We start from the raw sequence: 24,842 nt of genomic DNA, 5'->3' as shown, positions 1-24,842 counted from the left end.
GAGGGGAAGCATCATGCGAGCTCAGCAGATAGCAGTCGTGATTGCAGCAGCAGTGGCTGCGGTCACGGCGGGGACGACGGCCGCTCAGGCATCCGGTTTGCACACCGATGTGCAGCGCGCCACGACGCCGGCCGCCGTCATCAGCGGCACCGGATACGGCGCGGCCATTCGACATGTGGTCAGCGATCACGATGACCAGGGAACACTCGTGCTCGTGAAGCCGCAGGGCGGCATCACGACGCTCGGCCAGGTCTCGGACGATGCTGACATCGAGGACGTGTCCAACGATGCACGTGAAGTTGTCACCGCACGGTCCCAGACTGGTCAGACGCGAGTCACGGTGTGGGACACAAAGACCCACACGCCGCACTACTTTCGGATCAAGGGTGAGTACACAGCGTTGAAGTTTGCCGGGCATCGATTGATCGCGAGCAGCACGACGGCGACAACGCTGCGGACGACCACCGGGTCCGTTGTGCGTAGCTATCGCGCAGTGACCGGCGACGATGGCTGGTGGTCGCCCGTCATCTCACCGACGGGCGCCTACTTCGCACTGTCCACGAGTGGCGGCATCGACGTGGTGCGGGTCTCCGACGGATCATTGGTCCGCAAGGTGGCCGTGCCGAAGGGCTACGCGACCTGTGACCCGATGCACGGCTGGGACAGTTCATCGTTTGTGATGACCTGTACCGCCAACACTGGCTACGCCGGCGACAACCAGCCGTTCCGGGCGGGGTACACGTCGACGGCGAAGTCAGCGGCGCTCGCCCCGTCGAGCGCCGGTGACGTGCGGAACACGTCGCCGGTGCGGGTCAACCAGAGCTTCAGCGGTGGGTGCGTCGCTCCTGCCGGCTACTACACCGGATCGACCTGGCACCAGCTGCCGCTGAGCAAGACCGACGGAACCGGACCGTCTGTCGTCGGTGGGGTCGGGAGCAGCCTCTATCTCCTGCAGTCCAGCTGCAGCTCGGCGAAGCCCGGTTTCGTGCAGCGCTATGACCTCAAGACGAAGCGGTTCACCAACCTTGCCGGGACGGCAAAAACGGGTGGCGGCATCATCACTCAGGCTGTGATGGTCGACGGTCGCTGACGCACCCGCTGCGGGCCGAAGCCGTCGTCCGCGCAGGCTACTTCTGCCGCGGCGGCGGCGGCACGAGCGTCACGTCGCGGACCTCGATCTCCGCCCCGTCGGCATACGTCAGGCCGGTCACCTTGCCGGCGGACCGCAGGTCGGCCTCGGCCAGCTGGATCAGCTTGATCCGATCCGCGGGGCCGACGAGTGTCATGGCCGTCACCTCGGCCCGCATGCCCAGCTTGGCGTCGGACTTCGCGCGGCGGATACCGGCAAGCGCCTCGCCCACGGCAACAAGGATGTCGGGGTCACTGTCGAAGGTGCCGCACTCGTTCGCCGTCGGCCACGGCGCCCGGTGCACCGACCCCTCCTGCCACCAGGACCAGACCTCCTCGGTCGCGTAGGGTAGAAACGGTGCGAGCAGCCGCAGCTGGACGGCCAGCGCGATCCGCAACGCGGCACGCGCGCTCGCGGCGGCTTCCTCGCCCTGCCCGCCGTAGGCGCGGTCCTTGACCAGCTCGACGTAGTCGTCGCAGAAGGTCCAGAAGAACGTCTCGGTCAGCTCGAGGGAGCGGGTGTAGTCCCAGTCCTCGAAGCCTCGGGTCGCATCCTCGACGACCTTTCGGAGGGCAGCCAGCATGGCCCGGTCCAGGGAATGGGTGACCTGGGCGGTCAGGTCCGATCCATCGCCGCGCACCTCACCGAAGGACAGCGCGAACTTGCTCGCGTTGAGCAGCTTCATGGCAAGCCGCCGGCCGACCTTCATCTGGCCGGTGTCGTAGGCCGTGTCGGCGCCGAGGCGGCTGGAGGCGGCCCAGTAGCGCACGGCATCCGCGCCGAACTGCTCGACGATGCCGTCCGGCGTCTCGGCGTTGCCCTTGGACTTGCTCATCTTCTTGCGGTCCGGGTCCAGGATCCAGCCGCTGATGCCCGCGCCGGTCCACGGCACCGTGTCGTGCTCGAGGTGGCTGCGCACGACCGTCGCGAACAACCAGGTGCGGATGATGTCATGTGCCTGTGGGCGCAGGTCCATCGGAAAGATCTTGTCGAACAGCTGCGCGTCGTTGCGCCCCTCCGGATCGCTCGCGACCGGCCAGCCGGCGGCGATCTGCGGGCTGAGCGACGAGGTCGCCCAGGTGTCCATGACATCCGGGTCGCCGATGAACCCGCCTGGCACCCCGCGCTGCTCGGCAGAGTAGCCGTCAGGCATGTCGGACTGCGGGTCGATCGGCAGGCTCTCGGCCGGCGCCAGGATGGGGTGCGCGTGATCCGGTTGACCGTCGGCATCGAGCGGGTACCACACGGGGAAAGGCACACCGAAGAACCGCTGCCGGCTGACCAGCCAGTCGCCGTTGAGGCCGTCCACCCAGTTGGTGTAGCGGCTGCGCATGAAGGCCGGGTGGAAGGCGATCTCGCCGCCCCGCTTGACCAGTGCGTCACGCAGGTCGGCGTCGCGGCCGCCGTTGCGGATGTACCACTGCCGGCTGGTCACGATCTCCAGCGGCTTGTCACCCTTCTCGAAGAAGTTGGCCTTGCGCTGCGTTTTCACCGGCTCACCGATCAGGTCGCCGGACTCGCGCAGAGCCGCGACGACATGCTCGCGCGCCGTGAACACGGTCTTGGTGGCCAGTTCGTCGGCATAGAGCCGCTCGCCGGGCCCGCCGATGATCCAGTCCGGTGTCTCGGCCTGCAGCCGTCCGTTTCGAGTCAGGACCGCCCGGATCGGCAGCCGCAGCTCGCGCCACCACACCACGTCGGTCAGGTCACCGAACGTGCAGCACATGGCGATGCCGGCGCCCTTGTCCGGCTCGGCGGCCCGGTGTGCAACGACGGGGATCTCGACCCCGAAGAGCGGTGACGTGACGGTCGTCCCGAACAGGTCGGCATACCGCTCGTCCTCCGGGTGGGCGATCAGCGCGACCACGGCGGGGATCAGCTCGGGGCGGGTGGTCTCAATCTCGACCGTGCCGCCGTCGGCCCGGCGAAAGGCGATGCGGTGGAAGGCACCCGGATAGTCGCGGGCCTCGAGCTCGGCCTGGGCGACGGCGGACTGGAAGGTGACGTCCCACAGGCCCGGTGCCTCCGCCTGGTAGGCCTCGCCACGCTCCACGTTGTGCAGGAACGCCTCCTGCGCCACGGCACGGGAGCGGGCATCGATGGTGCGGTAGCTCTGGTCCCAGTCCATCGAGAACCCGAGCCTGCGGAAGAGGCTCTCGAATGCCTCCTCGTCCTGGATCGTGAGCTCCTCGCACAACGGGATGAAGTTTGCGCGGCTGACCGGCACCTGGTCGGCAGCCTTGACCGACTTGCCCTCGGCGCCCCGCAGCGGCGGAGTGAAGTCGGGGTCGTAGGCCGCGGCGTGGTCCCCGCGCACGCCGTAGTAGTTCTGCACCCTCCGCTCGGTGGGAAGACCGTTGTCGTCCCAGCCGATCGGGTAGAACACCTCGCGGCCCTGCATCCGCTGGTAGCGCGCCATGCAGTCGGTGTGGGTGTAGGAGAAGACGTGCCCGACATGCAGTGAGCCGGAGGCGGTCGGCGGTGGCGTGTCGATCGAGAACACCTGGTCGCGGGGCAGTGACACGGCCCGTTCGCGGTCGAACCGGTAGGTGCCCTGCTCCTGCCATACCTTGCCCCACCGATCCTCGAGCCCGTCGACGGTCGGCTTGTCGGGGAGCTGCGCCTCGGGCAGCTGGGATGGCGAAGTCATGTGCACATGCTCCCAGATGGATGGTGACGGTTTCATCTCGGATATCGGGTGATCGGAGGCTGCGTGCATCAAATTGCAACCGAATGTGCAGCGGTATTCCAGAAACTACTCTTATCGGTCTCAGAAAAAAGTGACCAAATGGTGGATAGGTGCACCACACCACCACCTATCGATCAGTCGGACGGACTCAGCCGGCACATGGCCGAGTCCACGTGTCCGAAGAAGGACTTCTGATGTCCAAATCACATATCAAGGGCCCAGCCATGGCCGCGGCGCTCGCATTCGTGAGCGCAGTCACGCTGGCGGCATGCAGTTCCAGCAGTACCGGCGCGGCTTCGAGCCCGTCGGGATCGACAAGTTCAGGTGCCGGCGCCGCGACGCCCACCGGGCAGAAGGTCAAGGGCGGCAGTGTCAGTGTTGCCTTGCCTGCGGCGGTGACCGCGAACTGGATCTTCCCGTTCTCGTCGGGGGCGTTCTTCAGCGTCTACAACATCTCGGACCTGCAGCAGCCGATGTACCGGCCGTTGTACTGGTTCGGCGGCGAGAACAACCAGCCCACCTTGGACCTGGGCCTCTCCGCCGCCACGGCGCCGGTCTACTCCAACGGTGGCAAGACGGTTACCGTCAGCCTGAAGAACTGGAAGTGGTCCAACGGGGAGACCGTCGACGCGAGCGACGTCGTGTTCTGGATGAACATGATGAAGGCCGAGAAGACCAACTGGGCCGGCTACACCCCGGGGTTGTTCCCGGACAATGTCAAGTCGGTGACCAAGGTCAACGCGCAGACGGTCAGGTTCGATCTGACGCAGGGGTATTCGGACAACTGGTTCACCTACAACGAGCTGTCCCAGATCACCCCGATGCCGATGGCGTGGGACGTCACCAAGGCCGGGGCGAAGCCGGGCAGCGGTGGGTGCGCCGTCGCGGTGGTCAAGTGTAAGGCGGTGTACAACTTCCTGACCACCCAGTCGAAGAACCTGACGGGTTACGCATCCAGCCCGGTCTGGGGCGTAGTCGACGGGCCATGGAGGCTCGGCGCCTTCAGCTCGGGCGGGCAGTACACCCTGGTGCCGAACCCGAAGTGGTCCGGCAACCCCAAGCCGCAGCTGGCCTCAGTGAAGTTCCTTCCGTTCACCACCGACGCCGCGGAGTTCAACGAGCTGAAGTCCTCCAGCAACATCGACCTGGGATACATCCCGTCGGCTGACCTGTCGCCCAAGCCGGCGAGCCAGCTGCTGCCCAAGACCAACCCGGCGGGCAGCAACTACAACCTGAAGCCGAACTACACCTGGTCGGTGAACTACTTCCCGGAGAACTTCAACAGCGCGAAGCTGGGCACGGTCTTCAAGCAGCTCTACTTCCGCAAGGCCTTCCAGATGGTGATGGACCAGGAGGTGGATGCGAACAAGGCTTACCGGGGGTACGGCTACGCCAACTTCGGTCCCGTACCGGTCAACCCGCCGAGCAAGTGGCTGTCGCCACAAGCCAAGACGAACAAGGCGGTGTACCCGTTCAACCCGGCCAAGGCGAAGAAGCTGCTGACCAGTCACGGCTGGACGGAGCAGGGCGGCGTGATGACCTGCACGAAGCCGGGCGCGGGAAGCAACCAGTGCGGAGTCGGCGTCAAGGCGGGGACGAAGTTGAACATCAAGCTGAACTACGCCTCCGGCGCTGCCGCGTTGACGCTGACCATGGAGCAGCTGAAGTCGGACGCATCCAAGGCCGGGATCGATGTGACCGAGTCGGAGGAACCGTTCAACTCGGTGATCGCCAGCGCCAGCCCAACCAGCAAGTCCTGGGAGATGGCGGACTGGGGCGGCGGCTGGATCTATGCACCCGACTACCTGCCCACCGGTGAGTCGCTGTTCCAGACCGGGGCCGGATCCAACTACGGCAGCTACTCGTCGAAGGCGATGGATGCCGCCATCAAGGCGACGACTACCGCGAACGGCACCGGGCCACTGTTCACGTATCAGGACCTGGTGGCCCAGCAGCTGCCGGTGGTGTTCCAGGCGAACTCGTATGGCATCAGTGCGATCAGCAAGCATGTCGGCGGAGTGATCCTGAACCCGCTCGGCGCCTTGAATGCGGAGTACTGGTACCAAACCAAGTAGCAACTCCCTGCCCACACGTCCGCCCCCGTGAGGCAGCGGGAGGCTCAACCTGCTGTCTCACAGGGCCTGCGGACCGCCTCGGAAAACTAGGTCCACAACCATGATCGGATTTCTGATTCGTCGTGTGCTGCAGGCGATCGTCGTGCTGTTCGTGGTGTCGGTCATCACGTTCATCCTGTTGCACATGCTGCCCGGCGGGGAGGCACGGGCGGTTTTGGGGGTCAAGGCGACCCCGGTGCAGATCGCGGCATTCAACCACACCAACGGGCTGGACAAGTCCTTGCCGGTGCAGTACGTCGAGTGGCTGGGTCAGGTGCTGCAAGGCCACCTCGGCTACTCCTACCACCTGAACCAGACCGTCGCCTCTCTGATCGCGGAGAAGCTGCCGAAGACCATCGTGCTCAACGCGATCGCGTTGATCATCTCGGTCGGGCTGGCGATCCCGATCGGGATCCGTCAGGCGGTCAAGCGCAACAAGGCGTTCGACTACGCGGCCACCGGGCTCAGCTTCATCTTCTACTCGTCGCCGATCTTCTTCCTCGCCCTCGTGCTGGTGCTGTGGTTCTCGCTCGACCTCGGCTGGCTGCCGTCGGAGGCACCCCAGTCGGGCAGCGTGGTCGGGATCCTCTCCCAGCCGACCGAACTGGTGCTGCCGGTACTGACGCTGGTGCTTGCGCAGATTGCCCTCTTCAGCAGATACATGCGCTCGTCCTTCATGGATGGGCTGGTGCAGGACTACGTGCGCACCGCCAAGGCCAAGGGAGCCAGTGACCTGCGCGTGCAGTACCTACACATCCTGCGCAACTCACTGATCCCGATGGCCACCTTGATCGGCCTGTCCCTGCCCGGCATTCTCGGCGGCGCCCTCATCGTGGAGCAGGTGTTCAACTATCCCGGCATGGGTCTGCTGTTCTGGCAGGAGGCCCAGGTGAACGACTACCCGGTCCTGCTCGGAGTCACGCTGATCGGCGGCGCCGCCACTGTGGTCGGCAACCTGATCGCCGACGTCCTGTATGGGGTCCTCGACCCGAGAGTGAGGTACTGATGCCCGATTCGATGGGCCCGAACCCCGGACCCGTCCCCGGCGATGCACCGGTCATCGCCGGTGCGGCCGTCGACGAGCCGACGGGCGGGCCAGTGGACGGCGAGGCGCGCAGCATGTTCCGTCTCGGCCTTGAGGTGTTCGTGCAGAACCGGCTCGCCGTCGTCGGCGCCGGGGTGATCGTGTTCTTCCTGCTCTTCTGCTTCGTCGGCCCGCTGATTTACCACACCGACCAGGTGCACACCAACCTGATGCTGTCCAACGGCGCCCCGGGCGGTGCGCATCCGTTCGGCACCGACGCGTCCGGATACGACGAGCTCGGCCGACTGATGTACGGGGGCCAGGCATCCTTGGAGGTCGGCCTGGCGGCCGCCGTGCTGGCCAGCGTGGTCGGCACGCTCTACGGCGCGATCGCCGGCTACCTCGGGGGCTGGGTCGACTCGGTGATGATGCGCCTGGTCGACGGGGGGTTCGCGATCCCGCCGCTGTTCCTGCTGCTGGTGCTCTCGGCGATCTTCCACCCGAACAGGTGGGAGATGATCGTCATCATCGCCGCCCTCAGTTGGCTCGGCGCAGCGCGCCTGGTGCGTGGTGAGGCGTTGAGCCTGCGGGTGCGCGAGTACGTGCAGGCGGTGCGGGTGATGGGCGGTAGCAGCATGCGGGCCGTGCTGAAACACGTGGCGCCGAACGCTATCGGCACCGTGGTGGTCTTCGCCAGCTTCGCGGTCGCCGATGCGATTCTGCTGCTGGCGTTCCTGGGCTACCTGGGCCTGGGTCTGCAGCCGCCGCAGACCGACTGGGGCGGCATGCTGTCCGACGCGATCAACTACATCAACTCCGGGTACTGGTGGCTGCTGTACCCACCGGGCATCGCGATCATCCTGGTGGCGATCTCCTTCAACTTCCTCGGCGACGCGTTGCGTGACGCGTTCGAGGTTCGACTGAGAGGACGCTGATGAGCGTCGGGCTGCACAGTGTTCAAGAGCCGGAACCCGAGATGGTCCTGGAAGTAGAGGATCTGTACACCGAGATCTACCTGCGCCGTAGGGTGGTGCACGCAGTGGACGGGGTGTCGCTGTCGATCCGTGCGGGAGAGACCCTCGGCATCGTCGGCGAGTCCGGCTGCGGCAAGTCGATGACCGCAATGTCGATCATGCAGCTGCTGCCGCCGGGAGGCCACATCACCGGCGGTTCGGTGCGGCTCGGAGGCGTCGATCTGCTGTCGCTGCCGGAGAGCGAGATGCGCAAGCGGCGCGGTAGCGACATCGGGATGATCTTCCAGGATCCGCTGACCTCGCTGAACCCGACGATGACGATCGGAGCGCAGATCGCTGAGGCGGTGCACCTGCACCGGGACGTCAGCCGGGCCAAGGCGATGGACCGTGCCGTCGAGGTGCTTGACATGGTCGGCATCGCACAGGCCCGCAAGCGGATCGAGGACTACCCGCACCAGTTCTCCGGCGGGATGCGCCAGCGCGTCGTGATCGCGATCGCGCTGGCCTGTGAGCCCCGCCTGCTGATCGCGGACGAGCCGACCACGGCGCTGGATGTGACGATCCAGGCGCAGATCCTGGACTTGATCGAGCGACTTCGCCGCGAGCTGGGGATGGCGGTCATGCTGGTGACTCACGATCTGGGCGTGATCGCGGGCCACGCGGACCGGGTCAGTGTGGTGTATGCCGGGCGGGTGGTGGAGAACGCCGGCACCGATGACCTGTTCGCGAGGCCGCAGCATCGGTACACCCAGGCCCTGTTCAATGCGATGCCGGAGCGCGCCGGCGACTCCGGTGAGTCGCTGCTGAACATCCCCGGGCTGCCCCCGGACCTGTCGCTGCCGCAGACCGGCTGCCGGTTTGCCGCGCGGTGTCAGTTCGCGCAGTCGGACTGCCGAGCGAGTTACCCGCCGCTGGAGGAGGTGGCCGGCTCCCGGTCGCCCGGTCACCGGTTCGCGTGCTTCCATCCCGTCGGCAAGACGGCGCCGATAGAGCTGGTGCGGACCCGGTTCGCGGAGCGCAACAATGTCGAACCGGTGACGCTGCTGCAGGTGGAGCACCTGGAGAAGGACTTCCCGATCACTCACGGGGTGCTGCAGCGCAAGATCGGTGCAGTCTCCGCCGTCGCGGATGTCAGCTTCGGGGTGTCTCGCGGCCGGACGTTCGGCCTGGTGGGCGAGTCCGGGTGCGGAAAGACGACCACCGGGCGGCTGCTGTGCGGCCTGGACCTACCCACCAACGGGGTGGTGCGGGTCGAGGGTGCGGATGTTGCCCGCTGGAAGGGCAAGGAGGGCCGGCGTCGTCGCAGGAGCGTGCAGTTCATGTTCCAGGACTCGTACGCCTCGCTCGACCCGCGGATGCGTATCGGTTCGATCCTTCGGGAGCCGTTGGAGATCCAGGGAATCGGGAACCGGAGAAGTCAGGAGAAGACCGTCCGGGAGCTGCTCGGTAGCGTCGGCCTGCCGTACGGGGCTCGTGAACGGTATGCCCACGAGCTCTCCGGTGGACAGCGCCAGCGCGTGGGACTCGCCAGGGCGCTGGCCCTGGAGCCGAGCCTGATCGTTGCGGACGAGCCGGTCTCGGCCCTGGACGTGTCGGTGCAGGCGCAGATCTTGAACCTGATGCGCGAGTTGCAGAACACCCGGGATGTCACCTACGTGCTGATCTCGCACGACCTGGGTGTCGTGCGGTACCTGTCCGACACCATTGGGGTGATGTATCTCGGCAAGCTCGTCGAGATCGGGCCCGCCGACGACGTGTATCTGCATCCGGCGCACCCCTACACGCATGGTCTGATCGAGGCGATCCCCGGTGTGGACCCGAGTCGTGAACGCCAGGCGGTCCCGGTGCTCGGTGAGCTGCCGAGCGCGGCGAACCCACCGTCGGGCTGTCGGTTCCGGACGCGGTGCCCGTTCGCTCAGGAAATCTGTGCGCTGGAGGAACCGGTGCTCGAGCCCACCGGGACAGCTGGACACCGGGTCGCCTGCCACTTTCCACTCAAGACCGGTGGGCCGAGCCCGATCCGATACCGTCGCACGTGACAACTGTTCAGGATGTGATGGAGGCACGATGACCCAGCCAGGCGGCATCGCGGTGCAGCGGTTTGTCGACACCTACCGGCCGGACGCCGATACTCGGGCACCGTTCGACGCATTCCTCGGCTACGCCGATCGGGTGGCGCCCAGGGCACTGGTCGAGCTGTGGCGGGCGCACGGAGTCGGCTTCTACGGCGATCAGCGCATCGCCCTGGTCGATCCCGGTGAGTGGATGAGCGTGCTGCAGACCTGGCTCGGAGGCGACGTCACCAGCTTCCCGTTCGCGGTGACCAGCTTCGGTCACGTCTATCACTACGACCGGGTCGACGGGCGTGACCGGATTCAGTGTCTGGACCCACACTTCCAGGCCAACGGCGTGATCCCGGGTGACCTCGTCTCGTTCTTCAACCAGCACCTGCCCGGCCCTTCATCGCACCTCAAGGACCTCGAGGGGCCCCGCGGTGGTGCCCGCGGCAAGCTGGGGGACCTGAAGCGGGGCGAGATCTACTACTTCGAGCCGATTTTGGCACTGGGCGGTCAGGTGCGCCCGGAGGCCATGGTCAAGGGCGACGGCGTGCCGCATCTGCGAGACATCCATCGTCAGGTCGCGCCCCAGCGACACTGAACCGATTCGTGGCCGTGGCGCGATCGCCGTACACTGGTGCCACTGGCATTTGAACCGTCATCAGCGGTAAGCCTCCGGAAGAACCGGGTCCGCGAGGACTCCCAGTAGAACCGGACGGGACGAGCCCGTCACAGCTCATGATCGAGCGGTCGCATGCCGTGTGCCCCTGGCACACGACGTGCGGCAAGCGAGGTGGTACCGCGATGCCGCCCGGCAGGTCCGGGTGCTCCGCCCTCGCAGGAAGGCCGACGACCGCGAAAGAGACGAACCGATGATCTACCCGAAGGTCGACCTCACCTCCGCCGACGACAACCCGTCGCGGGGTGTCGTCGCCAGCCCGAGCTTCCCGGCGATCGAGGAGGCGGTGCTGAAGTACTGGGACACCGATGACACCTTCCGCGCCTCCGTCGAGCAGCGCGATGCGGGAGAGAACGGCGAGGGCGAGTTCGTCTTCTACGACGGACCTCCCTTCGCCAATGGCCTGCCGCACTACGGTCACCTGCTGACCGGATACGCCAAGGACCTCATCCCGCGCTACCAGACCATGCGTGGCAAGCGGGTGGAGCGCCGATTCGGCTGGGACACGCACGGGCTGCCCGCCGAGCTGGAGGCCATGCGGCAGCTGGGCCTGAAGACCAAGGATGAGATCGTGTCGATGGGCGTCGACAAGTTCAACGCCGCGGCCAGGGAGTCGGTGCTGCGCTACACGAAGGACTGGGAAGCCTACGTCCACCGCATGGGCCGGTGGGTCGACTTCGAGAACGACTACAAGACGCTCAACCCCGACTACATGGAGTCGGTCATCTGGGCGTTCAAGCAGCTCTACGACAAGGGCCTGGTCTACGAGGGCTTCCGCGTGCTGCCCTACTGCTGGAACGACGAGACCCCGCTGTCCAACCACGAGCTGCGGATGGACGAGGACGTCTACCAGATGCGCCAGGACCCGGCCGTGACGGTCGGCCTGCGGCTGGAGACGGGTGAGCTGGCCCTGATCTGGACGACGACGCCGTGGACCCTGCCGTCGAACCTCGCCATCATGGTCCGCTCGGACATCGACTACCTCGTCGTCGAGAGCGAACTGCCGACCGGCACCGTCGAGCGGTACGTCATCGCGGAGGCGCGCGTCGCGTCGTACGCGAAGGATCTCTTCGGCGACGCGAAGGCCGACTGGCAGGAGCACGTCGTCGAGCGGCTGACCGGTGCCGACCTGATCGGCCGCACCTACACGCCGCCGTTCAGCTATTTCACCGGCCACGAGAACGCGTTCAAGGTCGTCGAGGCCGACTTCGTGACCACTACCGACGGTACCGGCCTGGTGCACAGCGCCGGCGCCTTCGGTGAGGAGGACATGCTGGTGACCGACGCCAACGGCATCGAGCCGGTGGTGCCGGTCGGGGCGGACGGGCGGTTCACCCACCCGGTCGACGAGTACGAAGGGATGCTGGTATTCGACGCCAACCCGCACATCATCGACCACCTCAAGGCCGCCACCAGGCGTGATGGGGAAGCGGGTGCGGTCAATGCCGGCACGGTCCTGCTGCGACGGGAGACCTACGAGCACTCCTACCCGCACTGCTGGCGGTGTCGGAACCCGCTGATCTACATGGCGGTCAGCTCCTGGTTCGTGGAGGTCACCAAGATCAAGGACCGGATGCTGGAGAACAACCAGCAGATCAACTGGGTGCCCGGCAACGTGCGGGACGGTCAGTTCGGCAAGTGGCTGGCCAACGCGCGCGACTGGTCGATCACGCGCAACCGGTTCTGGGGGTCTCCCGTCCCGGTCTGGCGCAGCGACGACCCGCGCCATCCTCGGATCGACGTCTACGGCAGCTTCGAGGAGCTGGAGCGTGACTTCGGTGTCAAGGTGACCGACCTGCACCGCCCCTACGTCGACGAGCTGACGAGGCCGAATCCCGATGACCCGACAGGGAAGTCGCTGATGCGGCGGGTGCCGGACGTGCTCGATGTGTGGTTCGACTCCGGGTCGATGCCCTACGGCCAGGTGCACTACCCGTTCGAGAACTCGGACTGGTTCGAGCATCACTTTCCGGCGGACTTCATCGTCGAGTACATCGGCCAGACCCGCGGCTGGTTCTACATGCTGCACATCCTGTCGACCGCGCTGTTCGACCGCCCGGCGTTCTCCAACGTCATGTGTCACGGCATCGTGCTCGGTTCGGACGGGCAGAAGATGAGCAAGTCGCTGCGCAACTACCCGGATGTGAACGAGGTGTTCGACCGGGACGGGGCGGACGCGATGCGCTGGTTCCTGATGCAGAGCCCGATCCTGCGCGGCGGCAACCTGAGCGTGACCGAGCAAGGCATCCGGGACGGCGTGCGTCAGGTCCTCATGCCGCTGTGGAGCAGTTGGTACTTCTTCGGCCTCTACGCGAATGCGGCCGGATACCAGGCTAGGTGGAGCACCGAGTCCACCGACGTGCTGGACCGATACATCCTTGCCAAGCTGCACGACCTGGTCGTCGATGTGCAGGGGCGGCTGGACACCTACGACGTGGCCGGAGCCTGTGACGGCGTCCAGGCGTTCTTGGACGTGCTCACGAACTGGTACATCCGCCGGTCCCGCGAACGCTTCTGGGGTACGGGCTCGGACGGCGAAGAGGCAGGCGCGCGCGCCGCATTCGACACGCTCTACACCGTGCTCGAGGTGGTGAGCCGAGTGGCAGCGCCGCTTCTGCCCTTCACGACCGAGCAGGTATGGCGGGGGCTCACCGGGGGTCGGTCGGTGCACCTGACGGACTGGCCGGAAGCATCGGACCTGCCCGCCGACGAGGAGTTGGTGGCGGCGATGGACCGCGCCCGGGCAATCTGCTCGACGACCCTTGGTCTGCGCAAGGCCAACCATCTGAGGGTGCGCCTGCCGCTGCCCGAAGTGACTGCCGTGACCGCGGATCCGCAGGCGCTGGAGCAGTTCTCCGACATCATCGCCGATGAGATCAACGTGCAGGCAGTGACGCTCGTCGACATTGCAGACGCCAGCGAGTCGGACTTCGGCGTGGAGCAGCGACTCGTGGTCAACGCGCGTGCCGCCGGCCCACGTCTGGGCAAGGAGGTGCAGCAGGTCATCAAGGCGAGCAAGTCGGGCGACTGGTCGATCGCGGTGGACGGAGCTGTCGCAAGCGGTGGAATCCAGCTGCAGCAGGGCGAGTTCACCCTGGAGACGGTGGTGTCCGACGTTGCCGGTCCGAACAGTGTCCCGGCGATGCTGCCCGGAGGAGGTTTCGTGGTGCTCAACACGGCGGTGACCCCCGAGCTGCAGCAGGAGGGCCTGGCGCGCGACGTCGTGCGTGCCGTCCAGCAGGAACGTCGCGCCGCCGGCCTGGACGTCAGTGACCGCATCAGTCTGACGGTCGTCGGCGACGACGACGTCTGGCAGGCCGTGCTCGCGCACCAGGGCCTGATCATGCGGGAGACCTTGGCGGTCCAGCTCGGCGCAGCCGGCGCGGGACAGTCGGTGCCGGGCGGCAGCGTGGCCGATCTTGCGGACGGCAAGAAGGTCACCATCGTCGTCAAGAAGGTCGGCGACGACGTGGCGGTCACCTCGTGAGCGGCGACCAGACGCCGAGCGTTGTGACGACCCGCACGGCGACCGGGGACGACCTGCATGCCGTCCTCGAGGTCGGCCATCGGACCTGGCCGCCGACCTACGTGCCGATTGCGGGCAAGGACTACGTCGCCATGGGCCTGGCCAAGTGGTGGACCGCCGATGCGACGATTCCGCCGATCCGCGCCGGGCGGGTGACGGTCGCCGAGCTCGAGGGAGACGTGGTCGGCGTCGCGGTCGTCGGCCCGCTCGACGGTGCCTTGGCGCTCTGGAAGCTCTACGTCATGCCGGAGTGCCAAGGGCATGGCGTCGGGGCCCGGCTGATGCGCGCGGTCATCGACAAGGCGCTCGCAGACGGCTATGACCAGGTGGTCCTCTCTCACCTGGCAGGCAACGTCGGCGCGGCGGCGTTCTACAAGAAGTTCGGTTTCGAGTTCGTCCGACAGGAAGAAGGTGGGTCCGGTATGCCGGACAACGTCTGGTTGCGGCTGCAGTTGGGAGGCAAGAAGTGAGCGGGCGTCCGGACGCGCAGTCGGTCGAGGCAGCGCGCAAGCTGGAGGTGCGCAAGCGCCTGCGCGAGGTGGAGGAGGCCATTCTTGCGCGCGCGCCAGAGCACACGCCGGAGCCGTCGCTCGAACGTGTAGCTCAGGTGATGGAGCTGCTGGGAGACCCTCAGGCGACCTTCCCCGTCGTCCACCTGACCGGCACGAACGGCAAGACCACCACCACACGCGTCATCGAACGAGTGCTGCGCGAGATGGGGCTGTCCACCGGACGCTTCACCTCACCGCACCTGCACGACATCCGTGAGCGGATCGCGTTGAACGGCAAGTCGATCGACCCCGAGCGATTCATCCAGACCTACGATGACGTGCTGCCGTACGTGCAGATGGTCGATGATCGGTCGCAGCAGCAGGGCGAACCCCGGATGACCTACTTCGAGCTGCTCGTGGTGATGGCGTATGCCGCGTTCTCCGACGCTCCGGTCGACGTCGCCGTCGTCGAGGTGGGCCTGGGTGGCACCTGGGATGCAACGAACGTGGCCGATGGCAAGGTCGCAGTGATCACGCCGATCTCCATCGATCATCAGCGCCTGCTCGGCGACACGATCGGTGAGATTGCCATGGAGAAGCGCGACATCATCAAGCCCGGAGCCATCGCGGTCGTCGGTCGGCAGGATCCCGCGGTCGACGAGCTGATCGCCGAGAAGGCGCTCGAGGTCGAGGCGACCGTGGTGCGCGAGGACACGCAGTTCGAGGTGACGGCGCTGGACACCGCGGTCGGCGGGCAGCAGATCTCGGTGCGCGGGTTGGCGGGGGAGTACACCGACCTGTTCGTGCCCCTCTTCGGGCAGCATCAGGCGCACAACGTCGCGACGGGGATTGCCGCGGTCGAGGCCTTCGTCGGCGGCGGTGAGCAGCCGCTGGACAAGCAGGTGCTGCAGGCCGCCCTGGCCGAGCTGACCTCGCCCGGACGCCTGGAGATCGTGCGAAGGTCACCCACCGTGCTGGTCGACGCCGCGCACAACCCGGCCGGGGTGCAGGCGCTGCGCGACGCGATGAACGACTCCTTCACCTTCGGCCGCCTCATCGGAGTGCTCTCGATCTTCAAGGACAAGGACGTGCTCGCGATGCTCGAAGCGCTCGAACCGGTCTTCGATGAGGTGGTCATCACGCGCAACTCGTCGCACCGCGCGATGAACCCGACCGAGTTGGGCGCACTGGCCGCCGAGGTCTTCGGCGAGGATCGCGTCACGGTCCAGCCCGACCTGCTGGAGGCGATCGACCGTGCGGCCGAGCTGGCCGACGAGGGCGGGGTCTCCGGCGGTGTGCTCGCGACCGGTTCGGTCGTGACGGCGGCCGACGTCCGCAAGCTGCTCGGAAAGACCGATACATGATCGGGTCATTGCTGCTCTACGGCGTGGGGGAGCGGATGACCCGCCGGTTCGCCGCCCTGGTGATCGGCAGCCAGTCACTGGTGGTGTTCTTCGGTGCCCTGGTGGCCTACGCGCTCGCCAAGGCGCAGGGCCAGGCCGCGCACACGGCATACCTCACGGTCGGGATCGTGCTCGCGCTGCTGTGCATCATGGCGGCGGGGACCTTGCGCCGTCCGTGGGGTGTCGCCCTCGGATGGAGCATCGAGATCGCCACCCTGATCAGCGCTGTGGTAGTCCCGATGATGTTCGTGGTTGGCCTGATCTTCATCGCGCTGTGGGCCACGGCCCTCGTGCAGGGCCGCAAGATGGACGATATGACCAAGAACTTCACCGCGCACGACCCCGGGTGAGCTTGACCCCTCGAAGTGACTCGCTGCGCTCGCTACTTCGAGGGGACCCCGTGGGGCGAGATCGCCGTGGCAACTGTGCTGGCCTGCGCCATCGGGTATGCCGTGATCGCGCGGTTCCTGCGCTACATCTCCACGCACGATTTCCGACCGTTCGTCTACTACCGGATCGGGCTCGCGCTCGCCGTCTTCGGGATGCGGGGGACGGGCGTCGTCACCGCGTCCTGACGCGGTCGTTAGGGTGTGCGTCGTGACTGCGCACATGGAACGGACCCTCGTCATCGTCAAGCCGGACGGCTACCGCCGCGGACTCACCGGCGAGGTTCTCCGCCGGATCGAGGCCAAGGGCTACACCCTGGCAGCGCTGAAGGTGGAGACCCCGGACCGGGAGCGCCTGGCCGCGCACTACGCCGAGCACCAGGGCAAGCCGTTCTACGAGCCGCTGATCGATTTCATGTCGAGCGGACCGGCGACCTTCGCCGTGGTGGAAGGGCACCGCTGCATCGAGGGCTTCCGCAGCCTCGCCGGTGCCACCGACCCGACCGCGGCCCTGCCGGGCACGATCCGCGGCGACCTCGGTCGGGAATGGGGCGAGAAGGTCCAGGCCAACATCGTGCACGGCTCGGACTCGCCCGAGTCCGCCGAGCGCGAGATCGGCATCTGGTTCAAGGCCTGACCTCAGTTCCGCAGGGTTAGTCGAGGCCTAGTCCATCTCCTGGTCGATGCCCGCGATCGCCCGCTCCAGCAGGGTCGCCAGCTGCTCCCGCTGACGATCGGTGAGCGGACGCAGCACGTCCGACTCGAGCGCCTCGGAGTCGCGCACCACCTGGGTGAACATTGCCCAGCCCGCGTCCGTCAGTCCCACGATGATGCGGGTGCGATTGGACTCGTCCGGCTCGCGCGTGATCAGGGCGCGCTGCGCCATCCGGTCCAACCGGTGCGTCATCGAGGACGGAGCGATTGCCGCGGACGCCGCCAGCGCCGACGGTGTGACGACCTCGTCGGGCTGTGCGGTCGCGATCTGGGAGATCACGGCCCACTCACCCGAGGTCAGGTCGAGGTCCTGCAGCTGGACTGTGTACCACTGCTCGAGCATCCGGTGCAGTCCGTGCACAGCGGTCACGACCCGCTGGATCTGCTCATTGCCGCCGGCGGCCACGTAGGCGGCGACCTCGGTCTGGTAGCGGTCCCGTTCCGCTGATCCCCTGGGCTTCATGTCGGCCAAGTCTGCCAGGGCCGAGCGGTGCGAGGGTGCCCACATCGGCTGATTAGGGCACCGGCCACGTGACTGCTAGCCTTGAGGTGCCGTAGAACGGCCGCGGATCCAGAGCGCTCTGGTGAACATGCCCAGGAGCACCGCGCAACGATGAGAGAACAGGAAGTCGCCGACTTATGCCTTTGGAAAGTGCAGTCAAGCAGCAGATCATCTCCGAGTACGCCACTACGGAGGGCGACACCGGTTCCCCCGAGGTCCAGGTGGCGATGCTCACCCAGCGCATCCGGGATCTCACCGAGCACGCCCGCCAGCACCCGCACGACCACCACAGCCGTCGTGGTCTGCTGCTGCTCGTGGGTCAGCGCAAGCGGATGCTGCGCTACCTCGAGTCGGTCGACGTGGAGCGCTACCGCTCCTTGATCAAGCGACTGGGCCTGCGCCGATAACACCACAGACCTATACGTTCAAGGCGACTGCCGACCGGCAGTCGCCTTGACGTGTATGCAGGGGGACGTACCGCCGACGCTCAACTGAGCACCCGGCATACCCTCTGGCAGAACGAAGCCCGCGCACAACGACGATGCGCGGACGAAGCAACAAGAAGAGGAGGGCCCAATGGAGGGTCCAGAAATCACGTTCGCCGAAGCCGTCATCGATAACGGTTCATTCGGCACCCGCACCGTCCGGTTCGAGACGGGTCGGCTGGCCAAGCAGGCCGGCGGCGCCGTCCTCGCCTACCTGGACGACGAGACCGCACTGCTGTCGACCACCGCGTCCGGCAAGCACCCCAAGGAGCAGTTCGACTTCTTCCCGCTGACGGTGGACGTCGAGGAGCGGATGTATGCCGCGGGCAAGATCCCGGGCAGCTTCTTCCGCCGTGAGGGTCGTCCGTCCACGGACGCGATCCTCACCTGCCGACTGATCGACCGCCCGCTGCGCCCCGCGTTCGTCAAGGGTCTGCGCAACGAGGTCCAGGTCGTCATCACCGTGCTCTCGCTCAACCCCGAGCACCAGTACGACGTGGTGGCCATCAATGCCGCCTCGGCGTCGACGCAGATCTCCGGCCTGCCCTTCAGCGGCCCGATCGGCGCCACCCGGCTGTCCCTGATCGACGGCCAGTGGGTCGCGTTCCCGAACTTCTCGGATGCCGAGCGCTCAACCTTCGACATGGTCGTCGCCGGCCGCATCATGGACGACGATGTCGCCATCATGATGGTCGAGGCAGAGTCCACCGTTGCCACCTGGGACCTGGTCAAGAACCAGGGCAAGGCGGCTCCCACCGAGGAGTCGGTTGCCGAGGGCCTGGAGGCCGCCAAGAAGTTCATCCGCGTGCTGTGCGAGGCGCAGTCCGAGCTGGCGAGCAAGGCCGCCAGGCCGGTGCAGGACTTCCCGCTGTTCCTGGACTACCAGGACGACGTCTTCGAGGCCGTCGAGAAGGACACCACCGAGCAGCAGCGTGCCGCGCTGACCATTGCCGGCAAGCAGGACCGCGAAGAGAAGCTGGACGAGCTCAAGAGCGCACTCAAGGAGGAGCTGGCCGGAGAGGGCAAGCGCTTCGAGGGTCGCGAGAAGGAGGTCTCGGCAGCGTTCAAGGCGGTCCAGAAGAAGCTCGTGCGTGAGCGGATCCTGACCGAGAAGGTCCGCATCGACGGTCGCGGTCTGGCCGACATCCGCGCGCTGTCCGCAGAGGTCGAGGTGCTCCCGCGGGTGCACGGCTCGGCGATCTTCGAGCGCGGCGAGACCCAGATCATGGGTGTCACCACACTGAACATGCTGCGCATGGAGCAGATGCTCGACACGCTGTCGCCGGAGAAGCGCAAGCGCTACATGCACAACTACAACTTCCCGCCCTACAGCACCGGTGAGACCGGTCGCGTCGGCTCCCCGAAGCGTCGCGAGATCGGTCACGGTGCGCTTGCCGAGCGCGCCCTGATGCCGGTGCTGCCGACGCGCGAGGAGTTCCCCTACGCGATCCGCCAGGTGTCGGAGGCTCTCAGCTCCAACGGCTCCACCTCGATGGGTTCGGTCTGCGCCTCGACGCTGGCCCTGCTCAACGCCGGTGTGCCGCTGCGTGCACCGGTCGCCGGCATCGCGATGGGTCTGGTGTCGGCGCAGGTCGACGGCAAGACGCAGTATGCCGCGATGACCGACATCCTCGGTGCCGAGGACGCCTTCGGCGACATGGACTTCAAGGTCGCCGGCACGCGGGAGTTCGTCACCGCCATTCAGCTGGACACCAAGCTCGCCGGCATCCCCGCCGACGTGCTGGCCGGCGCGCTGACCCAGGCCCGCGAGGCACGTCTGCACATCCTGGATGTCATGAACGAGGCCATCGACGGTCCGGACGAGATGAGCCCGTTCGCTCCTCGCGTCATCAGCGTCAAGGTCCCGGTGGACAAGATCGGTGAGGTCATCGGCCCGAAGGGCAAGATGATCAACCAGATCCAGGAGGACACCGGCGCCGACATCTCGATCGAGGACGACGGCACGGTCTACATCGGTGCGGTCGATGGTCCGTCCGCGGAGGCCGCGCGTGCCGCGGTCAACGCGATCGCGAACCCGCAGATGCCGGAGATCGGTGAGCGCTTCCTCGGCACGGTCGTCAAGACCGTGACGTTCGGTGCGTTCGTCTCCCTGCTCCCGGGCAAGGACGGCCTGCTGCACATCTCCGAGGTGCGCAAGCTGGTCGGCGGCAAGCGGATCGACAATGTGGAGGACGTCCTCAAGGTCGGTCAGAAGGTGCAGGTCGAGCTCAAGGAGATCGACCCGCGCGGCAAGCTGTCCCTCGGGGTCGTGGAGGAGAAGGACGCCGCCGGGGATGCTCCCGCCGACGCTGCTCCTGACGAGTCGGCTCCGGTGGAGTCGGCACCCGCCGCCGATGCGGCACCGGAGGCCAACGACTCCGAGTCCGCCGACGACGACGCGACCGCCGAGGGCGGCGAGCGCCGTCCGCGCGGCCGTCGCCGTCGTGGCCGTGGTCGTGGAGACGCCGGTGACAAGGCCCCTGAGGCCGAAGCCACCGACTGATCGATCGATCGGCTTTAACCGCCGAGTGGAGCACGTAACCCTCGAGTGGAGTACATATAGGCACTCCACTCGAGGGTTTTCTACTCCACTCGGCGGAAGTCGTTCGTGGGGCGGGCAGGCAGAGCCCGTAGTCTGACCGGGTGAGCAGCCGGCGCCTCGTCCTGACCTGCCCGGTGGGCTTCGAGGATCTCGTGCGCGGGGACCTGCTGGAGGACGACGGGGTCCGCGCGCGGCAGATCGACCCAGGACTGCTGCTGGTGGAGAGCATCGGCGACCTGACCTTCCTCGAGCACGCGACCGCGATCGACCAGGTGTCGGTGCCGTTGGACCTGTCCACCGGAGTCGCCATCTCGTTGCGGGAGGCGGCGGTCGGGAGGCTGTGCGAACGGGTCGGTGTCGACCGGATCGTCCACTACCGAGTCCACTCGCCCGGCGATCCCGTGCAGCGGGATGCGGTGATCGCGGAGGTAGATCGTGCACTCGGCTGGATCAACTCACCGGGCGACTGGGATGTGAACCTCGACCTGGCCACCTCGCGCGCCGACATCGGGCCGCTGCGCTGGGCCGCCCGGTTCGGCCGGCTCGACCGGCTGCCTGCGGCGACGCCGGTGGCGGTCGCAGCGTGCGCCGTGCGACTGGCGAAGGTGCCGGCCGAGGGCGTGCTGCTCGACCCGTGCGGGGGGGTGGGTTCCGTGCCGATCGTGGACGCCCTGGTGCGGCCCACCGGCGACGGCCTTGTTGTCGATGCGCTCGCAGAGGCAGTCGACTTGGCAGCCGGCAACCTTCGTAGGCTCGGGCTGACCGAGCGAGTCTCGGTCCGGCAGGGGGACGCGACTGCGCTCGAGGTCGCGGATCACAGCGTCGACCGGGTGGTCACGGATCTGCCGTTCGGCAAGCGCATCGGTTCGAACGAGGCGAATCGCACGCTCTACCCCGCTGCACTTCGAGAGATCGAACGTGTCCTGACCTCGGATGGTCGCTGCGTTCTGCTCAGCGACGACAAGCGACTGCTCAAGGACGCCGTCGCGCGCACGCACGGCCTGAAGATCGTGCGAGAGCGAGTCGTGCGCTACAACGGGGTGACGCCCACGGCATACACCCTGGCGCGCAGTCGCAGGCTGCGCGAGAGGCGCACAGCGGACGCGTCGTGAGCTGGCCTGTGGGCAACTGATTTCGGCATCCTGTTGTCGGGCTGACCAGACGATCACGGCGCTGTGGGTGGTCGAACGTCGCAGACGCGCCACCGACTGGACGCTTGCCGACCAAGTGACGCTGGACGGCGTGTCACTGCCGGAGGCCGTCGCATCCGGATCCCTTCCCTCGCCTGCGGCGTCGCAGCGCGCACAGGCAGCGGTGCCGCCCATCATCGCCGGGTTCACTGGGATCGGCTCAGCGGCCTGCCGCGGACAACGAAGCGCTTTGGCGAAGGCCATGCGATGACTGTGCTCGCGTCGGCCCCGTCCAAGGGGCTGCCCGCAGTCCTGGCCGTAACCACCACCCCCTGTCCTGCGCAAGGGCGTGCCGCATCCGCCGACTGCTGCAGCCCGCCCCTCCTGACCGTCTCGGTCTGCGCCAGACTGTGCGCATGCCCGAAGGCCACACCCTGCGACGACTCGCGACGGCGCTGGACGATGCGTTCGCCGGCAGCGACCCCCGGGTCAGCAGTCCGCAGGGACGCTTCGCCGACGGCGCCGCGCTGCTGGACGGCCTGCGGCTGCTGCACGCAGACTCCGTCGGCAAGCAGCTGTTCGTGGAGTTCGGCCGGGAACGCTACCTGCATGTGCACCTCGGCCTGATCGGCAAGTTCTCGGTCGTCCCGTATGCCGGAGCCCTGCCGCCACCGGTCGGTCAGGTGCGCCTGCGAATCAGCTCCGACAGCGCGGTGGCCGACCTGCGTGGACCGACACTGTGCGCCGTCCGCACGCCCGAGGAGGTTGCTGCGGTCATTGCCCGGCTCGGTCCGGATCCGCTGCATCCGCAGTCAGATCCGGAGCGGGCATGGACGCGGTTACACCGCAGCGGGCGCAGCATCGCGGAGCTGCTGATGGACCAGTCGGTCCTTGCGGGTGTGGGCAACCTCTACCGCTGTGAGGTGCTGTTTCGCCACCGAGTCGACCCGTTCCGGGCCGGACGTCAGATCCGGCGGCCGACCTGGGACGCGATCTGGACCGACCTGGTGCGGCTGCTTGCCGTCGGCGTCATCACCGGGCGGATCGTCACCGACGAGGACGAGCTGCTCGACCTGGAAGAGCGGGCGGCGCGCACCGGTGCTGCATCGATCAGCGACCCGACGTATGCCGTGTACAAGCGCGCGGGGCAGGCATGCCACGTCTGCGGCAGCCGGATTCACACCAAGGTCGTGGCCGGACGCAACCTCTTCTGGTGCGGCCGCTGCCAGCGCCGCCGCTGAGAGTCAAGCCCCCAGTTGTGCACTTTGGGTCCAAAGTGCACAACTCGGCGGTGTTGGTCGGGTCAAGGGGGGTGGGCAGCGGGTGGTCAGGGGGTGCTCAAGGTCGTGGTGGCGAGGCGGTCGAGCTCGCGCGTGAGGTTGCGCCTGGCCGCGTCCGTCCATGTCGTCTGCGCATGCGATGTGCGATAGAGCTGATCGCGCTGGAGCAGCGGTTGCAGGATCGCACCGCGTCCCTGGGCGTAGGACGTGTCCGGCACCTGCGCATACTCCGCACGGACCTGGTCGCAGTACTCGTCGAACCGCAGGGGCGGGGCGCTGAGGATCCACAGGTCCGCGTCATGGAAGGCATCGCCGAGGCTTGAGCCGGCGGCCGGGTCATGATCGGCGGTCATCTCGACCAGCTCGCCAACCGTCTGGACCGTGGCGGAGTCTATGCCGAGCGGCGGCAGCAGATCGCGCGCCAGCTCGGCGCTGAGCCGCTCGTTCGCACCGGCGGCCGGGCCGACGGCGTACACCGCGTCGTGCAGCCAGCCCGCGAGTCGGCCCACCCGGGCAAGCGGCTCGTCGTCGAGCACCTCCTCCAGCGCCCAGAAGACCTCCGCCAGGTGCTGGGTGGTGTGGTAGTGGCGATGCGGCTGCGTCCACCGGCGCAGCAGGTCGGCGCCGGTGTCAAGCACCCGATCGGGGTCTGCGCCCGGCGACAGGGCGGTCACGTCGTTGGACCACCGCGCGATCAGTGCCGGCACTAGTCGTCGTCTCCGGGACGATGGAACCGGCCGGCCATGCGCGGGTCGCTCAGCCACCAGGGCTGGTCGGACGGCGCCGGATCGGCGTCATGGTCCGCGACGCGGCTCGCCACGGCTGTCGCCTGCTCGTCCAGGCGGGCGTCTGCCTCGCGCGCCTCGGCGTCGTCGGACCGCATCCAGTCCACGAAGACGGCACCCATCAGGGGTATGCCGATCACCTCGGCGATCGCCAGCAGGGCCCCACCGGTGTACTTCTGGTCGAGCAGATGAGTCATTCCGTCGCGCAGTGGTGCCGCCGACGCCTCGAACCCCGGAAAGCGCGGAGCCAGAATGCTGAACGAGGTCATCACGAGGATCCCCGGGATCGCGTCGAGCAGGCCGTCGATGATGGACAAGAACGTGCGCACGCCCGGACCGGCCCACGCCGGCAGCAGATCCTCGGTGATCAGGGGGAGCACGACCAGCATCCCGATGATCAGGACCTGCAGGTCGGCGAGGACACCGATCGGTGCACTTCGGGTGGCGGCCTGGGCGTACCCGGTGAAGAAGATGAGCATGATGCTCGCGACGGCCATCAGGGATCCGACCATGGGGAACATCAGGACGCGCGAGGCCCTGCTGTGCAGAGCTCGGTGCACCCAGGTGTCCGGACCCGTGACATGGGTCAGCAAGCCGATGGGATCGCCGAGCGCCAGGCCGGTCGGCGTCACGGCGGACAGCACCGCGATCTGCGCGCCGAACATCCAGAAGAAGGTCGTGCGATACACCCCGATCGCGCCGCAGGTGACATAGAGCAGCGGGGCGACCCCGAGCAGCAGGAAGGCCAGCGTCTTCCACAGCGGCCAGCGGACGCCGCGGCGGCGCGCGGCGCGCCACAGCACGGCATACCCGCCGATCAGCAGCAGGGCCAGAATCACGCCGAACGGCGAAAAGGTCCAGGCCGTGGCCCAGGAGGATGCAGTGAAACGGCTCACCCGCGCATTGTCTCAGTGGCGGCTGGGCGCGGGTTG

The 24,842-nt window shown here is 67.2% G+C and carries 20 protein-coding genes; 16 read left to right on the top strand and 4 right to left on the bottom strand.

The window, feature by feature from the left end; all coding sequences use genetic code 11:
• Positions 1-13: 13 nt before the first annotated feature.
• Positions 14-1,090: a hypothetical protein gene (locus FGL98_RS05455; protein ID WP_146315722.1), complete on the top strand. Its 1,077-nt coding sequence runs from the start codon at positions 14-16 to the stop codon at positions 1,088-1,090.
• Between the two features lie 37 nt (positions 1,091-1,127).
• Here the strand turns inward: FGL98_RS05455 and valS are convergent, their stop codons facing one another.
• Positions 1,128-3,779, bottom strand: a complete 2,652-nt coding sequence (gene valS / locus FGL98_RS05450) for a valine--tRNA ligase (protein WP_146315721.1) — start codon at positions 3,777-3,779, stop codon at positions 1,128-1,130.
• A gap of 233 nt (positions 3,780-4,012) precedes the next feature.
• Between valS and FGL98_RS05445 the strand changes: the two genes are divergently transcribed.
• From FGL98_RS05445 to ndk, 11 genes are all read left to right on the top strand, one after another.
• Entirely contained in the window at positions 4,013-5,893 is a 1,881-nt protein-coding gene (locus FGL98_RS05445; protein ID WP_146315720.1) for a peptide ABC transporter substrate-binding protein, read from the top strand.
• Positions 5,894-5,993: 100 nt separating this feature from the next.
• Positions 5,994-6,938 carry an ABC transporter permease gene (locus FGL98_RS05440; RefSeq protein WP_146315719.1) on the top strand — a complete coding sequence of 315 codons (945 nt, stop codon included), beginning with the start codon at positions 5,994-5,996 and terminating at the stop codon, positions 6,936-6,938.
• Positions 6,938-7,891, top strand: a complete 954-nt coding sequence (locus FGL98_RS05435) for an ABC transporter permease (RefSeq protein WP_246136384.1) — start codon at positions 6,938-6,940, stop codon at positions 7,889-7,891. Before FGL98_RS05440 ends, FGL98_RS05435 begins: the two co-directional genes overlap by 1 nt.
• Entirely contained in the window at positions 7,891-9,969 is a 2,079-nt protein-coding gene (locus FGL98_RS05430) for an ABC transporter ATP-binding protein (RefSeq protein WP_146315718.1), read from the top strand. The genes FGL98_RS05435 and FGL98_RS05430 overlap by 1 nt, the downstream gene beginning before the upstream one ends.
• Positions 9,970-9,997: 28 nt before the next feature.
• Positions 9,998-10,588, top strand: a complete 591-nt coding sequence (locus tag FGL98_RS05425; protein WP_146315717.1) for a GAD-like domain-containing protein — start codon at positions 9,998-10,000, stop codon at positions 10,586-10,588.
• Between the two features lie 271 nt (positions 10,589-10,859).
• A complete protein-coding gene (gene ileS, locus FGL98_RS05420; RefSeq protein ID WP_146315716.1) occupies positions 10,860-14,153 on the top strand; it encodes an isoleucine--tRNA ligase in 3,294 nt (1,097 codons plus the stop codon).
• Positions 14,150-14,662: a GNAT family N-acetyltransferase gene (locus FGL98_RS05415; protein WP_146315715.1), complete on the top strand. Its 513-nt coding sequence runs from the start codon at positions 14,150-14,152 to the stop codon at positions 14,660-14,662. The genes ileS and FGL98_RS05415 overlap by 4 nt, the downstream gene beginning before the upstream one ends.
• Positions 14,659-16,047, top strand: coding sequence for a bifunctional folylpolyglutamate synthase/dihydrofolate synthase (locus FGL98_RS05410; RefSeq protein ID WP_146315714.1), 1,389 nt, complete (start codon positions 14,659-14,661; stop codon positions 16,045-16,047). Before FGL98_RS05415 ends, FGL98_RS05410 begins: the two co-directional genes overlap by 4 nt.
• On the top strand, positions 16,044-16,436 hold the full coding sequence (locus FGL98_RS05405) for a DUF4233 domain-containing protein (protein WP_146315713.1): 393 nt from the start codon (positions 16,044-16,046) through the stop codon (positions 16,434-16,436). Before FGL98_RS05410 ends, FGL98_RS05405 begins: the two co-directional genes overlap by 4 nt.
• A gap of 15 nt (positions 16,437-16,451) precedes the next feature.
• Positions 16,452-16,661 (top strand): undecaprenyl-diphosphate phosphatase, encoded by a 210-nt coding sequence (locus FGL98_RS05400; protein ID WP_146315712.1) that lies wholly within the window; start codon positions 16,452-16,454, stop codon positions 16,659-16,661.
• Between the two features lie 34 nt (positions 16,662-16,695).
• A complete protein-coding gene (ndk, locus tag FGL98_RS05395) occupies positions 16,696-17,109 on the top strand; it encodes a nucleoside-diphosphate kinase (protein WP_146315789.1) in 414 nt (137 codons plus the stop codon).
• A gap of 27 nt (positions 17,110-17,136) precedes the next feature.
• Here ndk and FGL98_RS05390 read toward each other — a convergent pair whose 3' ends face one another.
• On the bottom strand, positions 17,137-17,649 hold the full coding sequence (locus FGL98_RS05390; RefSeq protein ID WP_146315711.1) for a MarR family winged helix-turn-helix transcriptional regulator: 513 nt from the start codon (positions 17,647-17,649) through the stop codon (positions 17,137-17,139).
• Positions 17,650-17,825: 176 nt separating this feature from the next.
• Between FGL98_RS05390 and rpsO the strand changes: the two genes are divergently transcribed.
• The 4 genes from rpsO (at position 17,826) to FGL98_RS05370 (ending at position 23,086) form a co-directional block, all read left to right on the top strand.
• Positions 17,826-18,095, top strand: a complete 270-nt coding sequence (gene rpsO, locus FGL98_RS05385; protein WP_146315710.1) for a 30S ribosomal protein S15 — start codon at positions 17,826-17,828, stop codon at positions 18,093-18,095.
• 169 nt (positions 18,096-18,264) lie between these two features.
• Positions 18,265-20,676 carry a polyribonucleotide nucleotidyltransferase gene (locus FGL98_RS05380; protein WP_146315709.1) on the top strand — a complete coding sequence of 804 codons (2,412 nt, stop codon included), beginning with the start codon at positions 18,265-18,267 and terminating at the stop codon, positions 20,674-20,676.
• A 140-nt stretch (positions 20,677-20,816) separates the two neighbouring features.
• Complete coding sequence (locus FGL98_RS05375) at positions 20,817-21,827, top strand: TRM11 family SAM-dependent methyltransferase (protein WP_146315708.1); 1,011 nt, start codon at positions 20,817-20,819, stop codon at positions 21,825-21,827.
• 434 nt (positions 21,828-22,261) lie between these two features.
• Positions 22,262-23,086: an Fpg/Nei family DNA glycosylase gene (locus FGL98_RS05370; protein ID WP_146315707.1), complete on the top strand. Its 825-nt coding sequence runs from the start codon at positions 22,262-22,264 to the stop codon at positions 23,084-23,086.
• An 86-nt stretch (positions 23,087-23,172) separates the two neighbouring features.
• Here the strand turns inward: FGL98_RS05370 and FGL98_RS05365 are convergent, their stop codons facing one another.
• Positions 23,173-23,832 carry an HD domain-containing protein gene (locus FGL98_RS05365; RefSeq protein WP_146315706.1) on the bottom strand — a complete coding sequence of 220 codons (660 nt, stop codon included), beginning with the start codon at positions 23,830-23,832 and terminating at the stop codon, positions 23,173-23,175.
• Positions 23,832-24,806, bottom strand: coding sequence for a cytochrome c oxidase assembly protein (locus tag FGL98_RS05360; RefSeq protein WP_146315705.1), 975 nt, complete (start codon positions 24,804-24,806; stop codon positions 23,832-23,834). The genes FGL98_RS05365 and FGL98_RS05360 overlap by 1 nt, the downstream gene beginning before the upstream one ends.
• Positions 24,807-24,842 lie beyond the last annotated feature (36 nt).

It is taken from the genome of Leekyejoonella antrihumi (assembly GCF_007845645.1).
Lineage (GTDB): Bacteria > Actinomycetota > Actinomycetes > Actinomycetales > Dermatophilaceae > Leekyejoonella > Leekyejoonella antrihumi.
Note: the sequence above shows the minus strand (reverse complement) of the source record. Positions and strands in the feature narration are given on the sequence as shown.

Bases quoted from the DNA above. Each gene is read 5' to 3' on its own strand.
- FGL98_RS05455 (WP_146315722.1), top strand. From the start codon at position 14: ATGCGAGCTCAGCAGATAGCAGTCGTGATTGCAGCAGCAGTGGCTGCG.
- valS (WP_146315721.1), bottom strand. From the start codon at position 3,779: ATGACTTCGCCATCCCAGCTGCCCGAGGCGCAGCTCCCCGACAAGCCG.
- FGL98_RS05445 (WP_146315720.1), top strand. From the start codon at position 4,013: ATGTCCAAATCACATATCAAGGGCCCAGCCATGGCCGCGGCGCTCGCA.
- FGL98_RS05440 (WP_146315719.1), top strand. From the start codon at position 5,994: ATGATCGGATTTCTGATTCGTCGTGTGCTGCAGGCGATCGTCGTGCTG.
- FGL98_RS05435 (WP_246136384.1), top strand. From the start codon at position 6,938: ATGCCCGATTCGATGGGCCCGAACCCCGGACCCGTCCCCGGCGATGCA.
- FGL98_RS05430 (WP_146315718.1), top strand. From the start codon at position 7,891: ATGAGCGTCGGGCTGCACAGTGTTCAAGAGCCGGAACCCGAGATGGTC.
- FGL98_RS05425 (WP_146315717.1), top strand. From the start codon at position 9,998: ATGACCCAGCCAGGCGGCATCGCGGTGCAGCGGTTTGTCGACACCTAC.
- ileS (WP_146315716.1), top strand. From the start codon at position 10,860: ATGATCTACCCGAAGGTCGACCTCACCTCCGCCGACGACAACCCGTCG.
- FGL98_RS05405 (WP_146315713.1), top strand. From the start codon at position 16,044: ATGATCGGGTCATTGCTGCTCTACGGCGTGGGGGAGCGGATGACCCGC.
- ndk (WP_146315789.1), top strand. From the start codon at position 16,696: ATGGAACGGACCCTCGTCATCGTCAAGCCGGACGGCTACCGCCGCGGA.
- FGL98_RS05390 (WP_146315711.1), bottom strand. From the start codon at position 17,649: ATGAAGCCCAGGGGATCAGCGGAACGGGACCGCTACCAGACCGAGGTC.
- rpsO (WP_146315710.1), top strand. From the start codon at position 17,826: ATGCCTTTGGAAAGTGCAGTCAAGCAGCAGATCATCTCCGAGTACGCC.
- FGL98_RS05380 (WP_146315709.1), top strand. From the start codon at position 18,265: ATGGAGGGTCCAGAAATCACGTTCGCCGAAGCCGTCATCGATAACGGT.
- FGL98_RS05370 (WP_146315707.1), top strand. From the start codon at position 22,262: ATGCCCGAAGGCCACACCCTGCGACGACTCGCGACGGCGCTGGACGAT.